The following is a 17,056-nucleotide window of genomic DNA, read 5'->3' as shown; positions in this document are numbered from 1 at the left end:
TCCCGCCCACGCGGAACCACGCTCGCGAACCGGCATCGACCGCCGGTGCGGGCGCGGTCCACCGCGCACGGCGCACCGCACCTGGAGACACGATGAATTCATCCGCTTCCCCCGAGACACCGGCGAGCGGCACCGTCACGCGCGAACGGCGCGACAAGGTGCTCGTCGTCACGGTCGACCATCCGCCCGTCAACGCGCTGTCTGCCGACGTGCGGCGCGGCCTCGCCGACGCACTCGACGCCGCGCAGGCCGATGCCACCATCCGCGCGGTGCTGATCGTCGGCGCCGGCCGCAACTTCATCGCGGGCGCCGACATCCGCGAATTCGGCAAGCCGCCGGTGCCGCCGTCCCTGCCCGACGTGTGCGAGCGGATCGAGTCGAGCGCGAAGCCGGTCGTGGTCGCTCTGCACGGCGCGACGCTCGGCGGCGGCCTGGAGGTCGCGCTCGCCGCGCATTACCGGATCGCGGTGCCCGGCGCGAAGCTCGGGCTCCCCGAAGTGACGCTCGGCCTGCTGCCGGGCGCGGGCGGCACGCAGCGCGCGCCGCGCCTGATCGGCGCAAAGGCCGCGCTCGACCTGATGCTGACCGGCCGCCACGCGAGCGCCGACGAAGCGCTCGCGCTTGGCCTCGTCGATCGCGTCGCGCACAGCGACGACACGCTCGCCGAAGGGCTCGCGTACGCGCAGGAACTCATGTCGCTCGGCGCGCCGCCGCGGCGCACGCGCGATGCGCAGGGCCTCGCCGATCGAGCGGCCGCGCAAGCCGCGATCGATGCGGCGCGCGCCGAGTTGCCGAAGAAATCGCGCGGGCTGTTCTCGCCCGCGAAGATCGTCGACGCGGTCGAGGCCGCGCTCACGCTGCCGTTCGACGCGGGAATGAAGCTCGAACGCAGCCTGTTCCTGCAATGCGTCGACAGTCCGCAGCGCGCGGGCCTGGTGCATGCGTTCTTCGCGGAACGCGAGGCCGCGAAGGCGCCCGAGGCGCGCCGCGCGAGCGCGCGCCCGGTCGAGCGGATCGGCGTGGTTGGCGGCGGCACGATGGGCGCGGGTATTGCGGTCGCCGCGCTCGACGCCGGCTTGCCGGTGACGATGATCGAACGCGACGACGCGTCGCTCGCGCGCGGCCGTGCGCATGTCGAGAAGGTGTACGACGCGCTCGTCGCCAAGGGCCGGATGACGCCCGCCGCGCACGCGGCGCGGCTCGCGCGCTTCAAGGGCAGCACGTCGTACGACGCGCTCGCGCAGGCCGCCGTCGTGATCGAGGCCGTGTTCGAGGACATGGCCGTGAAGAAGGCCGTATTCGGCGAACTTGCGCGCGTATGCAAGCCGGGCGCGGTGCTCGCGACCAACACGTCGTATCTCGACATCGACGAGCTGGCCGCCAGCATCGACCGGCCGGCCGACGTGATCGGCCTGCATTTCTTCTCGCCGGCGAACGTGATGAAGCTGCTGGAGATCGTCGTGCCGGCGCGCGTCAGTGCCGACGTCGTCGCGACCGCGTTCGCGCTCGCGAAGCAGATGAAGAAGACGCCGGTGCGGGCCGGCGTGTGCGACGGCTTCATCGGCAACCGGATCCTGGCCGTCTACCGCACCGCGGCCGATTACCTGATGGAAGACGGCGCATCGCCGTACCAGATCGATCGCGCGGTGCGCGAGTTCGGATTTCCGATGGGACCGTTTCAGGTCGTCGATCTCGCGGGTGGCGACATCGGCTGGGCGACCCGCAAGCGGCGCGCGGCGACGCGCGATCCGAACGCACGCTATGTGGAGATTTCGGATCGCCTGTGCGAGCGCGGCTGGTTCGGCCAGAAGACGGGGCGCGGCTACTACCTGTATCCGGAGGGCGCGCGCGTCGGCACGCCGGACCCGGAAGTCGAAGCAATCGTCGCGGAAGAACGGGCGAAGAAGGGCGTCACGCCGCGCACGTTCACCGACGACGAGATCCTGCGCCGCTACGTCGCCGCGATGATCAACGAAGGTGCGAACGTCGTGCACGAGAAGATCGCGCTGCGCCCGCTCGACGTCGACGCGGTGTTCCTGTACGGCTACGGCTTCCCGCGCTATCGCGGCGGGCCGATGCATTACGCGGACACGGTCGGCCTCGACAACGTGCTCGCCGACATCCGCGCGTTCGCGCACGAAGATCCGCTGTTCTGGAAGCCGTCGCCGCTGCTCGTCGAGCTGGTCGAGCGCGGCGCGAACTTCGCGAGCCTGAACCACATCGACTGAACGTCAATCGCATACGCAACGGACCCACGATGGACCTCAATTTCACTCCCGAAGAGGAAGCGTTCCGCACCGACGTGCAGCGCTTTCTCGCCGCCGAACTGCCGGAACGCATCGCGCGCAAGGTGAAGGGCGGCCTGCGCCTGACGCGCGACGACATGCGCGAATGGCACGCGATCCTGAACGCGCGAGGCTGGCTCGCGAGCCACTGGCCGCGCGAGTACGGCGGCCCCGGCTGGAGCGTCGCGCAGAAGTTCCTGTTCGACAACGAATGCGCGCTCGCGGGCGCGCCGCGCATCGTGCCGTTTGGCGTGAACATGCTCGGCCCCGTGCTGATCAAGTACGGCAGCGAAGCGCAGAAGCGCCACTGGCTGCCGCGCATTCTCGACGGCACCGACTGGTGGTGCCAGGGTTATTCGGAGCCGGGCGCCGGCTCCGATCTCGCGTCGGTGAAGACCACCGCGGTACGCGATGGCGATCACTACATCGTGAACGGCCAGAAGACGTGGACGACGCTCGGTCACTACGCGAACATGATCTTCTGCCTCGTGCGCACCGCGACCGACGTGCGCAAGCAGGAGGGCATCAGCTTCCTGCTGGTCGACATGAACACGCCGGGCGTCGAAGTGCGCCCGATCATCACGCTCGACGGCGAGCACGAAGTGAACGAGGTGTTTTTCACCGACGTGCGCGTGCCCGCGGCAAACCTGGTCGGCGAAGAAAACCGCGGCTGGACTTACGCGAAATACCTGCTCACGTACGAGCGCACGAACATCGCGGGCATCGGCTTCTCGACGGCCGCGCTCGAGCGGCTGCGCGCGGTCGCGGCGAAGGTCACGAAGAACGGCCGGCCGCTTTTGGATGATCCGTTCTTCGCGGCCCGCGTCGCGCGCGTCGAGATCGAACTCGAGAACATGCGCACGACCAACCTGCGCGTACTGGCCGCGGTCGCGGGCGGCGGCGCGCCGGGCGCGGAAAGCTCGATGCTGAAGATCCGCGGCACGCAGATCCGCCAGGAAATCACCGCGTTGATGCGCCGCGCGATGGGGCCGTATGCGCTGCCGTTCATCGAGGACGCACTCGACGCCAACGACGCGCAGGACAGCGAACCGGTCGGCCCGGACGAAGCGGCGAGCGTCGCGCAGCAGTACTTCAACAACCGCAAGCTGTCGATCTTCGGCGGCTCGAACGAGATCCAGAAGAACATCATCGCGAAGATGATGCTCGGGCTGTGACGAGGGACGCGACGATGGATTTTCAGCACACGGAAGACCGGCGGATGCTGGCGGATACGTTGAACCGCTTCATCGCCGAACAATACGCGTTCCCGGTGCGCGACCGCATCGCACAATCGGCCGAAGGCTTCGACCGCACGATGTGGCGGCGCTTTGCCGAGCTTGGCGCGGTCGGCGCGCTGTTCTCCGAAGCGGACGGCGGCTTCGGCGGCGCAGGTTTCGACATCGCCGTGGTGTTCGAATGCGTCGGGCGCGGGCTCGTCGTCGAGCCGTTCCTCGGCGCGCTGCTCGCAGGCCGCGCGCTCGCGCTCGCCGGCGGCGACGCGCATCGCGCGCGGCTCGCCGCGCTGATCGACGGCAGCGCGAGCGCCGCGTTCGCGCACGACGAGCCGGGCTCGCATTACGAGCTGACCACCGTGCGCACGCGCGCCGAGCGCGCTGGCGACGGCTGGGTGCTGACGGGCGCGAAGGGCGTCGTCGACCATGCCGCGCAAGCGGCGTTCTTCGTCGTCAGCGCGCGCGTGTCCGGCCATGACGACGACGCGGCCGGCATCGGCCTGTTCGTCGTGCCGGCCGATGCGCCGGGCGTGTCGCTGCGCGACTACCGCAAGATCGACGGCGGCCGCGCGGCCGAAGTGCGCTTCGAACGTGTCGTGCTGCCGGCCGATGCCGCGCTAGGCGGGTCCGAAGCGAACGGCGGCGAAGCAGGGGCCGCATTGCTCGAGCGCGTGCTCGGCTACGGGCTGCTTGCGCTGTCGGCGGAAGCGCTCGGCGCGATGGACGTCGCGAAGGAAGCGACGCTCGACTATCTGCGCACGCGCAAGCAGTTCGGGATGCCGATCGGCAGCTTCCAGGCGCTGCAGCATCGAATGGCCGACCTGCTGCTCGAAGTCGAGCAGGCGCGCTCGGCGGTGATCAACGCGGCCGCGCAGCTCGATGCGCCGCGCGCGGTGCGCGAACGCGCGCTCGCGGCGGCCAAGTACACCGTCGGCCGGATCGGCACGCTGGTCGCGGAAGAGAGCATCCAGCTGCACGGCGGGATCGGGATGACGTGGGAGCTGCCGCTGTCGCATTACGCGAAGCGGCTCGTGATGATCGATCACCAGCTCGGCGACGAGGATCACCATCTCGCGCGCTACATCGCGCTGTCCAACCAATAAGAGACGGACGGCGCGAATGGAGGAGACAACGATGACGAACGACACGCGCGCGCTGCCGCTGGCCGGTGTGAAAGTGCTCGATTTCTCGCGCGTGCTGGCAGGCCCGTGGAGCGCGATGGTGCTCGCGGATTTCGGCGCGGAAGTGATCAAGGTCGAGCACCCGGCGCGGGGCGACGACACCCGCGACTGGGGGCTGCGGATCGGCAACACCGAGACGACTTACTTCAACAGCGTGAACCGCAGCAAGCGGTCGATCTGCATCGACCTGCAGACGGACGAAGGGCGGCGCATTGCCCGCGAGCTGGCCGCGCACGCGGACGTGCTGGTCCACAACTTCAAGTGCGGCGGCGCGGAGAAGCTCGGGCTCGGCTACGACGCGCTCGCCGCGCTCAATCCGCGGCTCGTGCATTGCGCGATCTCCGGCTACGACCGGTCGGGCCCGGAAGCCGCGCGCCCCGGCTACGACCTCGTCGTGCAGGGCGAGGCCGGGCTGATGGCACTGAACGGCGAGGCTGGCCAGCCGCCGCTGAAGTTCGGCGTCGCGGCGGTCGACCTGTTTACCGGCATGTATTCGGCGCAGGCGATTCTGGCCGCGCTGTACGAACGCCATGCGACCGGCCGCGGGCGGCGCATCGAAATGGCGCTGTTCGACTGCGGGCTGATGATCACCGCGTACTACGGGCTCGATGCGCTGCTGATGGGCGAGGATCCGCCGCGCTACGGCAACGCGCATCCGTCGATCGTGCCGTACGGCGTGTTCGACGCGGCCGACGGCCCCCTCGTGATCACGGTCGGCAACAACACGCAGTTCGCGCGCTTCTGCGATGCGATCGAGCGGCCCGAGCTTGCGGCCGACGAACGCTACAAGACCAACATCGGCCGTTCCGAAAATCGTGCCGCGCTGCTGCCGGAGATCCGTCGCGAACTCGCGCGGCGGCCGCGCGCGACGCTGCTCGCGGCGCTGGCGGGGGCCGGCATTCCGTGCGGCGAAGTGCTCGGGCTGCACGAAGCGCTGACGTCGGAGCGTGCGGCGCGCGCGGGACTCGTCACGCGGCAGCCGCATCCGGTCGCAGGCGGCGTCGACGTGCTTGCGCCGCCGTATCGCTTCGACGGCGCGCGGCTGCCGGTGCGCGGCGCGCCGCCCGTGCTCGGCGCCGATACCGGCGACGTGCTCGGCGACTGGCTCGGGATGTCGGCGGAAGACGTCGCGCGGCTGCGGGCGGATCGCATCGTGTAGCGGACTGCATCGGTTGCCGCCGCGGCGCGGGCGGCGCAATGGACGCGCGCCGATGTTCCATACAACACACGTCGCGTAACGACGAGAAGATATTGGAGACACCATGGAGCTTTCCGTCATCGAATCGGTCACGGCGCGCCGTGACTACCAGCAGCTCGTGCGTGCACGGCGCCGCTTCAGCTTCACGCTGACGGCGCTGATGATCGCCACGTACTACGGCTTCATCCTGCTCGTCGCGCTCGCGCCGCATGTGCTGGCCGCGCCGCTCTACCGCGGCGCGACGACGACGGTCGGGATCGTCGCGGGCGTCGCGATCATCCTGGTCGCGATCGGCCTGACCGCGTGCTACGTGCTGCGCGCGAATCGTGCGTTCGACCGCCGCGTCGACGCGATCCTGCAACGTTCGTGACGGAGGCCTGCATGCGAGTCATTTCGCGCGCACTCGGCGCGCCGGCCGTTTTCGTGTCCTCCTTCGCTCACGCGACCGGCGTCGCGGGGCCGATGCCCGACAAGGTCGAGCTGAACCCGGTCGCGATCGCGATGTTCTTCGCGTTCGTGTTCGCGACGCTGGCGCTCACGCGCGGGGCCGCACGCCGCACGCGCTCGACCCGCGACTTCTATACGGCCGGCGGCGGCATCACCGGGCTGCAGAACGGGCTCGCGATCGCGGGCGACTACATGTCGGCCGCGTCGTTTCTCGGGTTGTCGGGGATGGTGTTCATGTTCGGCTTCGACGGGCTGATCTACTCGATCGGCTTCCTGGTCGGCTGGCCGTTCGTGATGTTCCTGATTGCCGAGCCGTTGCGCAACCTCGGCAAGTTCACGTTCGTCGACGTCGTCGCGTACCGCTTTGCGCAGCGGCCGATCCGGCTGCTGACGTCCGCGAACGCGCTGACGATCGTCGTGCTGTACCTCGTCGTGCAGATGGTCGGCGCGGGCAAGCTGATCCAGTTGCTGTTCGGGCTGTCGTACGGCACGGCGGAGCTGATCGTCGGCGTGCTGATGGTCGTCTACGTGTTCTTCGGCGGGATGACGGCGACTACCTGGGTGCAGGTGATCAAGGCCGTGTTGTTGCTCGCCGGCGCGACGCTGCTCGCGTGGCTCGCGCTCGGCGAGTTCGGGTTCAGCGTCGACGAGATGTTCCGCCGCGCGGTGGCGGTGCATCCGGGCGCGCTGTCGATCATGGGGCCCGGCAAGCTGATCCGCGATCCGGCCAACGCGCTGTCGCTCGGCATCGCGCTGATGTTCGGCACGGCCGGCTTCCCGCACATCCTGATGCGCTTCTTCACGGTGCCGAACGCGAAGGAGGCGCGCAAGTCGGTGCTGTACGCCACCGGCTTCATCGGCTACTTCTACCTGCTGACGTTCGTGATCGGCTTCTCGGCGATCGTGCTGCTCGCGCAGCATCCGGAATTCTTCCGGCTCGGCGCGAACGGCACGTTCAACCTGACGCACGACCTGCTCGGCGGATCCAACATGGTCGCGGTGAAGCTCGCGCAGGCGGTCGGCGGCAACTGGTTCTACGGGTTCATCGCGGCCGTCACGTTTGCGACGATCCTCGCCGTGGTCGCCGGCCTGACGCTCGCCGGCGCGACGACGATCTCGCACGACCTGTATGCGCAGATGTGGGCGCGCGGCAAGCCGGACGAACGGCTCGAGATGCGCATCTCGCGCGCGGCGACGATCGGGCTGTCCGCCATCGCGATCGCGCTGTCGATCCTGTTCGAACACGTGAACGTCGCGTTCATGGTCGGCCTCGTCGCGGCGGTGGCCGCCAGCGCGAATTTCCCGGTGCTCGCGATGTCGATCTTCTGGCGTGGAATGACGACGCGCGGCGCGGTGCTCGGCGGCGCCCTCGGCCTCGCGTCGGCGGTAGTGCTCACCGTGCTGTCCAAGTCGGTGTGGGTGGACGTGTTGCACCACGCGCACGCGCCGGTATTTCTCGACAACCCGGCGCTCGTGTCGGTGCCGCTCGCGTTCATCGGGATCGTGGTCGGCTCGCTCGCCGACCGCGGCGAGCGCGCACGCCGCGAGCGCGAGGCGTTCGAGCGGCAGGAGTTCTACGCGCAGACGGGCGTGCTCGCGAGCCGCGCCGTCCAGCACTGATTCATCCGATGAAACGATGCATCCGTCCGGATCGCCGGACGGATATTTTCCGGAAATCCGGAATCCCGGATTTCCTTGCGTGCCGCATTATGAGAAATACAATGAAAACAACGGCTTGAGGGGTTCCGGAAACCTGGCATCGACCTTGCGATATGAAAAGCACGGCCGCCCCCCGGCCCGACTATTAAACCAAGGAGACAATCGATGACCAGCGCCTTCCTCCCCTGTCGGATGTTCTGAGGCATCGCTTGTTGCGGCACGGCAGCCGCGCGGGCGAATGCCTTCTCCCCCGAGACATTCGCCTGCGCGCGTGACGCCGTTTCCACGGCTCATCTACTTCAGCAGGAACCATCGTGAAGAAGAAACCCTTCTACAAAGTGCTCTATGTGCAGGTGATCTTCGCCATCATCGTCGGCGTGATCCTCGGCCACTTCTATCCGGCGCTCGCCACCGACATGAAACCGCTCGGCGACGGCTTCATCAAGCTGATCAAGATGGTGATCGGTCCGATCATCTTCTGTACGGTCGTCACCGGCATTGCCGGCATGGAGGACATGAAGAAGGTGGGCCGCGTCGGCGGCAAGGCGCTGCTGTACTTCGAGATCGTGTCGACCTTCGCGCTGCTGCTCGGCCTCGCGGCCACGCACCTGCTGCGTCCGGGCGTCGGCTTCAACATCGATCCGGCGACGCTGAACGGCAAGGAAGTCGCGTCGTACGCGGCGAAGGCGCACGGGCAGTCGACGGTCGACTTCCTGATGCACATCATCCCGAACACGATGGTCGATGCGTTCGCGCAGGGCGAAATCCTGCAGATCCTGCTGATCGCGCTCCTGTTCGGCAGCGTGCTCGCGCACCTCGGCGAGCGTGGCAAGGTCGTGACCGACTTCATCGACGGCCTGACGCGCGTGCTGTTCGGCATCGTCCACATCGTCACGAAGCTGGCGCCGATCGGCGCGTTCGGCGCGATGGCGTTCACGATCGGCAAGTACGGCGTCGGCTCGCTGGTGCCGCTGCTCAAGCTGATCGGCACGTTCTATCTGACGTCGGTCGTGTTCGTGCTCGTCGTGCTCGGCGCGATCGCGCGCTTCACCGGCTTCTCGATCATCCGCTTCGTGTCGTACATCAAGGAAGAGCTGCTGATCGTGCTCGGCACGAGCTCGTCGGAAGCCGCGCTGCCGCAGTTGATGGAAAAGCTCGAAAAGGCCGGCTGCTCGCGTTCGGTCGTCGGCCTCGTCGTGCCGACCGGCTACTCGTTCAACCTCGACGGCACCAACATCTACATGACGATGGCCGTGCTGTTCATCGCGCAGGCGACCAACATCGAGCTCACGTGGATGCAGCAGCTCACGCTGCTGGCCGTGGCGATGCTGACGTCGAAGGGTGCGAGCGGCGTTACCGGCGCGGGCTTCATCACGCTCGCCGCGACGCTCGCGGTGGTGCCGACGATCCCGCTGTCGGGCATGGTGCTGATCCTCGGCATCGACCGCTTCATGAGCGAATGCCGCGCGCTGACGAACATCGTCGGCAACGGTGTCGCGACCGTCGTCGTGTCGGCGTGGGAGAAGGAGCTCGACCGCAACAAGCTGCGCCAGGCGCTGAAGGGCGGTAGCGAAGTCACGCCGACCGAGACGGCCGGCGTCTGATGCGATGAACGAGCAGGCGGCGGCGCCGCCCGTCGGCCGGGCGGGCCGCGGCGACCGGGGCAGCGATGCGGAGGCCTATGACACAATAGGCGATCCGCATCGTCAGGAAGCCTCGACCGTGACGCGCCGCCTGCTCATCTTCGCCGTGCTTGCCGCCGCGCTCGCCGCGGCATGCGCGCTGACGTGGACCATCACATGGCAGCGGGGCGTCGCCGAGCTTCAGCGCAATGCCGCGGTGCGCGTCGACCGCACCACCAACGCGCTCAAGAGCACGCTCGACCGTTATGAATCGCTGCCTTATCTGCTCGGCAGCCATCCGTACGTGCAGGATTTGCTCGCCGAGCCCAACCGTGCCGATTTCACCGCGCGCGCGAACCGTTACCTCGAAGACCTCAACGAACACGCGCACGCGACCGTCACCTACGTGATCGGCGCGGATGGCCTGTGCGTCGCCGCGAGCAACTGGCGCGCGCCCGACAGCTTCGTCGGGACCGAATATCGTTTCCGTCCATATTTCCTCGATGCGATGAACGGGCAGGTCGGCCGTTTCTTCGGCATCGGCACGATCTCGCGGGATCCCGGCTATTACATCTCGCAGCCGGTATGGCGCGACGGCCGGATTGCCGGCGTCGTCGTCGTGAAGCTCAATCTCGAATGGTTCCAGGGCGCCGACGCGTCCGAGCCGCTCGTCGTCGCGGACGATCACGGCGTCGTGTTCCTGTCGTCGGTGCCCGCATGGAAGTACCACACGCTGCGACCGCTCACGGGGCCCGTGGCGGCGTCGATCTACGAGACGCGCCAGTACGCGCAGCAGCCCGTCACGCCGCTGCCGCTGCGCGTCGAGCAGGTGCTCGGCGCCGATGCGGAGATCGTGCGGCTTGGTCCCGGCCGGCGCGCGCCGCGCTTTCTCGCGAGCAAACGGCGGATCGGGGAACCCGACTGGCTGCTGGTCACGCTTGCACCGATCGCCCCGGTCGACGCCGACGCCCGCAACGCGACGATCGTCACGGGTTTCGGGTTCGTGTCGGTGGCGCTGCTCGCGTTCTACTGGCGGATGCGCCGCGCGCGCGTGCGCGAGATGATCCGCGGCCGCGCGCTGCTGCAGCAGGCGTATGCGGAGCTGAACCGGCGCGTCGAGGAGCGTACGGCCGACCTGTCGGAAGCGAACGAGCAGTTGCAGAAGGAAGTCGGCGACCGGATCCGCGCGGAACAGGAACTGCGCGCCGCGCACGACGAACTGATCCAGGCGAGCAAGCTCGCGGCGCTCGGCCAGATGGCCGCCGGCATCACGCATGAACTGAACCAGCCGCTCGCGGCGTTGCGCAGCTTCTCGGACAACACGCGCGTGCTGCTCGATCGCGGCGAACAGACGGCCGCGCGCGAGAACCTGGAAGCGATCGCCGCGCTGACCGAGCGAATGGGCAAGATCACGAACCAGCTGAAGCTGTTCGTCGGCCGCGCAAAGCCGCGCAACGAGCAGGCGCTCGTCGTGCGCGCGCTGCGCAGTGTGCTGTCGCTGCTCGGCGAGCGCCTGCGCGGCGTCGCGCTCACGCTGACGCTGCAGGACGCGACCGTGTCGCCTGCACAGGATGCGCCGCTCGACCTCGCGCGCGACTATCCGGAACTCGTCGCGCGCTGCGAGGACCTGCGCCTCGAGCAGGTGCTGATCAATCTGCTCGGCAACGCGCTCGACGCGGTCGCCGGCGTCGCGGCGCCCGCGATCGAAGTGACGATCGCGGTGTCCGTCGCGACGGTCGCGATCGAAGTACGCGACAACGGTCCGGGCATCGCGCCCGACCTGCTGCCGCGCCTGTTCGAACCGTTCTTCACGACCAAGGAAATGGGGCGCGGGCTCGGGCTCGGCCTTGCGATCTCGTCGTCGATCGCGAGCGACGCCGGCGGCGCGCTGACCGCGCGCAACGCGCCGTCCGGCGGCGCGCTGTTCGTCTTGACGTTGCGGCGCGCACGCACGCATCATCCGGACGCCGTGTCCGAGCCGGCGGGTTCGCGCTAGCGCCCCGCCGGCCGGCATCAACGAGAGCCGCGCGCGATTGCGCCGCGCGGCCTGTCAGGAGCAAGTGACTACGATGGCCAACCGGCTGCAAGTGATCTATATCGAAGACGATGCGCTCGTTCGCCGGGCGAGCGTGCAGAGCCTCCAGCTCGCGGGGTTCGACGTCGCCGGGTTCGAATCGGCGGAGGCGGCCGACAAGGCGATCGTCGCGGAAACCGCCGGCGTGATCGTCAGCGACATCCGGCTGCCCGGCGCGAGCGGGCTCGATCTGCTCGCGCAGTGCCGCGAGCGCGTGCCCGACGTGCCGGTGATTCTCGTCACCGGTCATGGCGACATCTCGATGGCCGTGCAGGCGATGCGCGACGGCGCGTACGACTTCATCGAAAAGCCGTTCGCGGCCGAGCGGCTGATCGAGACGGTCCGTCGCGCGCTCGAGCGGCGCGAACTCGTGCTCGAGAACCATGCGCTGCGGCGCGAGCTGGCCGGGCAGAACATCGTCGCGCCGCGCATCATCGGCCGCAGCCCGGCGATCGAACAGGTGCGCAAGCTGATCGCGAACGTCGCACCCACCGATGCATCGGTGCTGATCAACGGCGACACCGGCGCCGGCAAGGAGCTGATCGCGCGCAGCCTGCACGAGCTGTCGCCGCGTCGCGACAAGCCGTTCATTGCGGTGAACTGCGGCGCGCTGCCCGAGCCGATGTTCGAGTCCGAGATGTTCGGCTACGAGCCCGGTGCGTTCACCGGCGCCGCGAAGCGGCGCGTCGGCAAGCTCGAGTACGCGTCCGGCGGCACGCTGTTCCTCGACGAGATCGAAAGCATGCCGCTCGCGCTGCAGGTGAAGCTCTTGCGCGTGCTGCAGGACGGCGTGCTCGAGCGGCTCGGCTCGAATCAGCCGATCCGCGTGAACTGCCGCGTCGTCGCGGCCGCGAAGGGCGACATGAGCGAGCTCGTCGCGGCCGGCACGTTCCGGCGCGACCTGCTGTACCGGCTCAACGTCGTGACGATCGCGCTGCCGCCGCTCGCCGAGCGCCGCGAAGACATCGTGCCGCTGTTCGAGCACTTCATGCTGGATGCCGCCGTGCGCTACGGGCGGCCGGCGCCGGTGCTGACAGACCGGCAGCGTGCGAGCCTGATGCAGCGCGATTGGCCGGGCAACGTGCGCGAGCTGCGCAATGCCGCCGACCGTTTCGTGCTCGGCGTCGCGGACATGCCGCAGCACGCGGGCGCGAACGACGACGCGGCGGAGAACGACCAGACGCTGAAGGAGCGCATCGAGCAGTTCGAGCGCGCGGTGATCGCCGAGGCGCTGAACCAGACGGGCGGCGCGGTCGCCGCGACAGCCGATCGGCTGCATGTCGGCAAGGCGACGTTGTACGAGAAGATGAAGCGCTACGGGCTGTCGGCGAAAGGCGACGGCGAGCGCTGAAAAACGAACGGACCGCAGTGCGGTCCGTTGTGCGGAGCAGCGCGCCGTCTGGCGCGCTGCGAGTCAGTCGGGCGGTAGCGGCGCGCGGGGCTCAGGCCGCGTTGCCGTCGAGCGCCTTCTTCAGCAGCGCGTCGAGTTCCGCGAATTGCGGGGCGCCGACGTAGCGCTTCAGGATCTTGCCGTCCTTGTCGACGACGAAGGTCGTCGGCGTGAGTTGCACGTTGCCGAACTGCTTCGCGACGCTGCCGTCGTCCAGCGCGACCTTGAACGGCAGCTGGCGCGTCTGCGCGTAGTTTGCGACGTACATCGGCGGATCGTAATTCATCGCGACCGCGACGAATTCGAGCCCCTGGCCTTTGAAGCGGTTATAGGTCTCGACCATCTGCGGCATTTCCTGCATGCAGGTCGCGCAGCTCGTCGCCCAGAAGTTCACGAGGTAGACCTTGCCTTTCAGGTCGCCGGCCGTCGACACCTTCTGACCCGACAGCAGCGTGAAGGTGGCGTCCGGCACGGTGGACTTGCCGTTGAACGCGAAGAAGCCGGCGACGGCGATCGCGGCGACGACGACGGCCGCGGCGATATAGCGGGCGGGCCCGGTGCGGCGCCGGGCGGGAGGCGTGGTGTTCATCTGCGGTGCTCTCGGAGTCGGTCGATCGCGCGGATCGATGCAAAGGACGTCGAAATTCGGCGCCTATTTTAGCGCGAATGCGGCGCGCGCACCGGCGGCGCCCGCGCATCTCCGGTGTCGGCTTCAGCGGATAATGGCGGTTTTGCCTGCCCGTCACCGCCATGCCGAAGGAAGCCGTCGATTCATTGCGTCCCCTTTTTCGTTTACTGCGACACTTCGCCGCGCTCGCGTGTGTGGGCGCGGCGCTTGCCGCGTGTTCGCCGTCGTATGACTGGCGCACGCTGCACAACGACGCCGGCTATACGATCGACCTGCCGGCGAAGCCGACCGTCGAGGACCAGCCGGTGGCGGTCGGCGGCGCGTCGATGCCGATGCGGATGCAGGCTGCGCACGTCGACGGGGCGGTGTTCGCGGTCGGCACGCTGACGTTGCCGGACGACCGCGACGACACGCGGCGCGCCGCGCTGGAATTTCTGCGCACGGGGCTGTCGCGCAATCTCGAAGGCGCGCCGCAGACGGCCGCCGTGGCGGTGCCGCTTGCGGCGGGCGGCGCGGTGGCCGGGCTCGAGTTGCGCGTCGCGGGCGCGGCCAGCGGCGGCGACCATGCGCACAAGACGATCGTCGCGCGGCTCGTCGCACGCGGCCGGCACGCGTACCAGGCGGTGGTGATCGCCGACGGCCCGCTCGCGCAGGAGCAGTTCGACCAGTTTTTCGGCTCGTTCAAGCTCGACTGACAGGGCCGGTGACGCGTGCCGACACGCTGTGACAACTGAAAGTTCGTTCGCAGCTTTCGACGCTAATCGACGGATTTTGCGGGGATTTTTGGGCTATCCACAGCGGATGTGGATAACTTTGTTGAAAAGTCGGGCTCATCTCCCGCAGAGCCGCGCCGGACGGCTTTCCGGTATTTTTAACGGCTTCCGGCCCTTTCGATAAAAGTCAATTAAAACAAAGAGATAGAGATTCTGCGCGAATTCGGTCGTGGCGACGTCGGCGCCGGCCCCGGATTCGCGAAATTGTGCATAAGTCAAGTCTTGACAGCCGTATTTTGTCCTCCGAGGGCGCTCACAGTGCGGTGAGCGCCCGCCGGTAGCGGATCGCTTCGGCGATCTGCGCGGCTGTCGGCATCGGGTCGCCGGCCAGATCGGCGACCGTCCGTGCGACCTTCAGCACGCGGAAATACGCGCGCGCCGACCAGCCGAACCGCTCGCCGGCCTCGCGCAGCAGTCGCTCGCCGTCGTCGGTCGGCCGGCACAGGTCGTCGGTTTCACGGCCGCTCAGCATGTGATTCGTCTTGCCCTGACGCTCGAGCTGCAGCGCCCGCGCGTGCGCGACCCGCGCGGCGACCGCGGCGCTCGGCTCGCCGGGGGCCGTCGCGCGCGACGCGAGTTCGGCCGGCGACAGCGCGGGCAAGTCGATCTGGATGTCGATCCGGTCCAGCAGCGGCCCGGACAGCTTGCGCAGGTAGCGCGCGGCGGCGTCCGGCGTGCAGCGGCAGCGCCCGGAAGGGTCGCCGTGCCATCCGCACGGGCACGGGTTCATCGCGGCGATCAACTGGCATGCGGCCGGGAAGTCGGCCTGCTGCGCTGCGCGAGAGATCGTGATGCGGCCCGCTTCCAGCGGCTCGCGCAGCATTTCGAGCACGTGCCGGTCAAACTCGGGCAACTCGTCGAGGAACAGCACGCCGAGGTGCGCGAGCGTGATCTCGCCCGGCTGCGGCGGATTACGGCCCCCGACCAGCGCGGCCGCGCTCGACGAATGATGGGGGGCGCGGAACGGCCGCCGGCGCCACTGGGCGGGCGAGAAGCCGAGCCGGCTCGCGGAAAGCAGCGCGGCCGACGTGAGCGCTTCGTCGTCCGTCAGCGGCGGCAGCAGGCCGGGCAGCCGCGCGGCGAGCATCGACTTGCCGGCGCCGGGCGGCCCGACCATCAGCATGTGGTGGCCGCCTGCCGCGGCTACTTCGAGCGCGCGCCGTGCGCCGCGCTGTCCGACGACGTCCGCGAGATCGGGAGCGGCGGGCGCCGGCACGCCGTCGACGCACGGTGCGGCAACCGGCACGAGGCGCGCGTCCGGCGCACCGGCGAGGTGCGCGCACAACGCGGGCAAGTCGGATGCGCCAAACACGGTGACGCCGGGCACGAGCGCGGCCTCGGCCGCACTGTCGAGCGGCAGGTAGAGCTCGGGTGGACGGGACCGGGCCGTCGCGCTGGCGGCTGCGCAGCAATCGGAGGTGCCAGGAAGACCCGCCGCGAGGCCGCTATCGGCACCAAGACGCGCGCCGGAATCCAGGTTCGGGCCGAAGCCATCCGCGCCTTCACTCGCGCGCCAATCGCGCGCCGCACCGCACGCCATCGCGAACGCGCCGCGCATCGGCCGCAGCGCGCCGGTCAGCGACAGCTCGCCCGCGAATTCGCGCCCGGCCAGCGCATCGGCCGGGATCTGGCCATTCGCCGCGAGGATGCCGAGCGCAATCGGCAGGTCGAAGCGGCCCGACTCCTTCGGCAGGTCGGCCGGCGCCAGATTGACGGTGATGCGCCTGACCGGGAAGTCGAATCCGCAGTTCTGCAGCGCGGCGCGCACGCGCTCGCGGCTTTCGCGGACTTCGAGATCGGGCAGGCCGACGATCGAGAACGACGGCAACCCGTTGGCGAGATGGACTTCGACGGTGACGTCCGGCGCGCGGCCGGCCGCCGGCGCGCGACTGCGCACCACAGCAAGCGACATGGCGAGGCTCCTGCAAATGGAATCGGTCGGGCACGATGGGGGGCCGCATGCCACGGGAATCGGAGGAATCGGTGCGCGCGTGCCGGCGTGGCGCGGGAAAGAACGAGGTACAGCGAAGAACGACGAACAGCGAAGAACGGGGGACTGCGAAGAACGACGGAGCGGCCTGCCGCATGGCTTGCCGACATCCGCGTGGCAGGCGCGGGCCGCACGGGGCGGCCCGCGCCCGGACCGTCAGGTCGGGTGAGGCGTCAGGCCTGGGATGCGGCGAGTCGCTGCTCGAGTTCGGCGACGCGCTTCTCGAGCTCCTCGAGACGCACGCGGGTGCGGGCGAGCACCTGTGCCTGCGTGTCGAACTCCTCGCGCGTGACGAGATCGAGCTTCGAGAAGCCTTGCGACAGCATGGCCTTCACATTGCGCTCGACATCCTTCGCCGGCGAGTTTTTCAGCAGGTCGCTGACGCGCGACTGCAGATCGTTGAAAACATCGCTGGGTTGCTTCATGAGATATCCCTTCCTTGCACAAAAAATGTGCATCTTCAGTTGCGTACGTGCCCATGATGCACACATGACCGGAAATGGTGCGCCAGTAGCGCGAAATCCGGGCATGGCGCCCGCATGGGTGAATGGCCCGGTGAGCCGGGACGTGCGTGCAC

13 protein-coding genes are annotated in these 17,056 nt (G+C 68.7%); 10 read left to right on the top strand and 3 right to left on the bottom strand.

All coding sequences use genetic code 11. The features are described 5' to 3' along the window. The first annotated feature begins 92 nt into the window (after positions 1-92). The 9 genes from KDW55_RS07445 to KDW55_RS07405 all read left to right on the top strand — a co-directional run bounded on the left by KDW55_RS07445 (position 93) and on the right by KDW55_RS07405 (position 13,049). The gene (locus KDW55_RS07445; protein ID WP_212148360.1) at positions 93-2,228 is read left to right on the top strand and encodes a 3-hydroxyacyl-CoA dehydrogenase NAD-binding domain-containing protein; all 2,136 of its coding nucleotides are present in this window, start codon (positions 93-95) and stop codon (positions 2,226-2,228) included. Between the two features lie 29 nt (positions 2,229-2,257). Then, positions 2,258-3,460, top strand: a complete 1,203-nt coding sequence (locus KDW55_RS07440; RefSeq protein WP_209821132.1) for an acyl-CoA dehydrogenase family protein — start codon at positions 2,258-2,260, stop codon at positions 3,458-3,460. 14 nt (positions 3,461-3,474) lie between these two features. Next, positions 3,475-4,620 (top strand): acyl-CoA dehydrogenase, encoded by a 1,146-nt coding sequence (locus KDW55_RS07435; RefSeq protein WP_212160831.1) that lies wholly within the window; start codon positions 3,475-3,477, stop codon positions 4,618-4,620. Between the two features lie 31 nt (positions 4,621-4,651). After that, the gene (locus KDW55_RS07430; protein WP_212148358.1) at positions 4,652-5,857 is read left to right on the top strand and encodes a CaiB/BaiF CoA-transferase family protein; all 1,206 of its coding nucleotides are present in this window, start codon (positions 4,652-4,654) and stop codon (positions 5,855-5,857) included. A 103-nt stretch (positions 5,858-5,960) separates the two neighbouring features. Beyond that, positions 5,961-6,266, top strand: a complete 306-nt coding sequence (locus KDW55_RS07425) for a DUF485 domain-containing protein (RefSeq protein WP_059544695.1) — start codon at positions 5,961-5,963, stop codon at positions 6,264-6,266. 11 nt (positions 6,267-6,277) lie between these two features. Further along, positions 6,278-7,963 carry a cation/acetate symporter ActP gene (gene actP / locus KDW55_RS07420; protein ID WP_212160832.1) on the top strand — a complete coding sequence of 562 codons (1,686 nt, stop codon included), beginning with the start codon at positions 6,278-6,280 and terminating at the stop codon, positions 7,961-7,963. A gap of 353 nt (positions 7,964-8,316) precedes the next feature. Then, positions 8,317-9,606, top strand: coding sequence for a dicarboxylate/amino acid:cation symporter (locus KDW55_RS07415; protein WP_040142157.1), 1,290 nt, complete (start codon positions 8,317-8,319; stop codon positions 9,604-9,606). Positions 9,607-9,610: 4 nt separating this feature from the next. Continuing rightward, positions 9,611-11,620, top strand: coding sequence for an ATP-binding protein (locus KDW55_RS07410; protein WP_209824659.1), 2,010 nt, complete (start codon positions 9,611-9,613; stop codon positions 11,618-11,620). Between the two features lie 73 nt (positions 11,621-11,693). Further along, complete coding sequence (locus KDW55_RS07405) at positions 11,694-13,049, top strand: sigma-54 dependent transcriptional regulator (RefSeq protein ID WP_069241783.1); 1,356 nt, start codon at positions 11,694-11,696, stop codon at positions 13,047-13,049. A 91-nt stretch (positions 13,050-13,140) separates the two neighbouring features. Here KDW55_RS07405 and KDW55_RS07400 read toward each other — a convergent pair whose 3' ends face one another. Next, positions 13,141-13,677, bottom strand: a complete 537-nt coding sequence (locus tag KDW55_RS07400; RefSeq protein ID WP_040142151.1) for a TlpA disulfide reductase family protein — start codon at positions 13,675-13,677, stop codon at positions 13,141-13,143. Between the two features lie 161 nt (positions 13,678-13,838). Between KDW55_RS07400 and KDW55_RS07395 the strand changes: the two genes are divergently transcribed. Next, on the top strand, positions 13,839-14,411 hold the full coding sequence (locus KDW55_RS07395) for a hypothetical protein (protein ID WP_040142149.1): 573 nt from the start codon (positions 13,839-13,841) through the stop codon (positions 14,409-14,411). A 331-nt stretch (positions 14,412-14,742) separates the two neighbouring features. On the opposite strand, the gene KDW55_RS07390 is transcribed toward KDW55_RS07395, so the two are convergent. Both KDW55_RS07390 and KDW55_RS07385 read right to left on the bottom strand, forming a co-directional pair. Next, positions 14,743-16,401, bottom strand: a complete 1,659-nt coding sequence (locus KDW55_RS07390; RefSeq protein WP_069241782.1) for a YifB family Mg chelatase-like AAA ATPase — start codon at positions 16,399-16,401, stop codon at positions 14,743-14,745. 251 nt (positions 16,402-16,652) lie between these two features. Further along, positions 16,653-16,904, bottom strand: a complete 252-nt coding sequence (locus KDW55_RS07385) for an accessory factor UbiK family protein (protein WP_040142145.1) — start codon at positions 16,902-16,904, stop codon at positions 16,653-16,655. Positions 16,905-17,056: the final 152 nt, after the last annotated feature.

It is taken from the genome of Burkholderia sp. AU19243 (assembly GCF_018148075.1).
In the GTDB taxonomy this organism is placed as follows: Bacteria; Pseudomonadota; Gammaproteobacteria; order Burkholderiales; family Burkholderiaceae; genus Burkholderia; species Burkholderia latens_A.
This window is presented reverse-complemented; position numbering and strand designations above follow the sequence as displayed.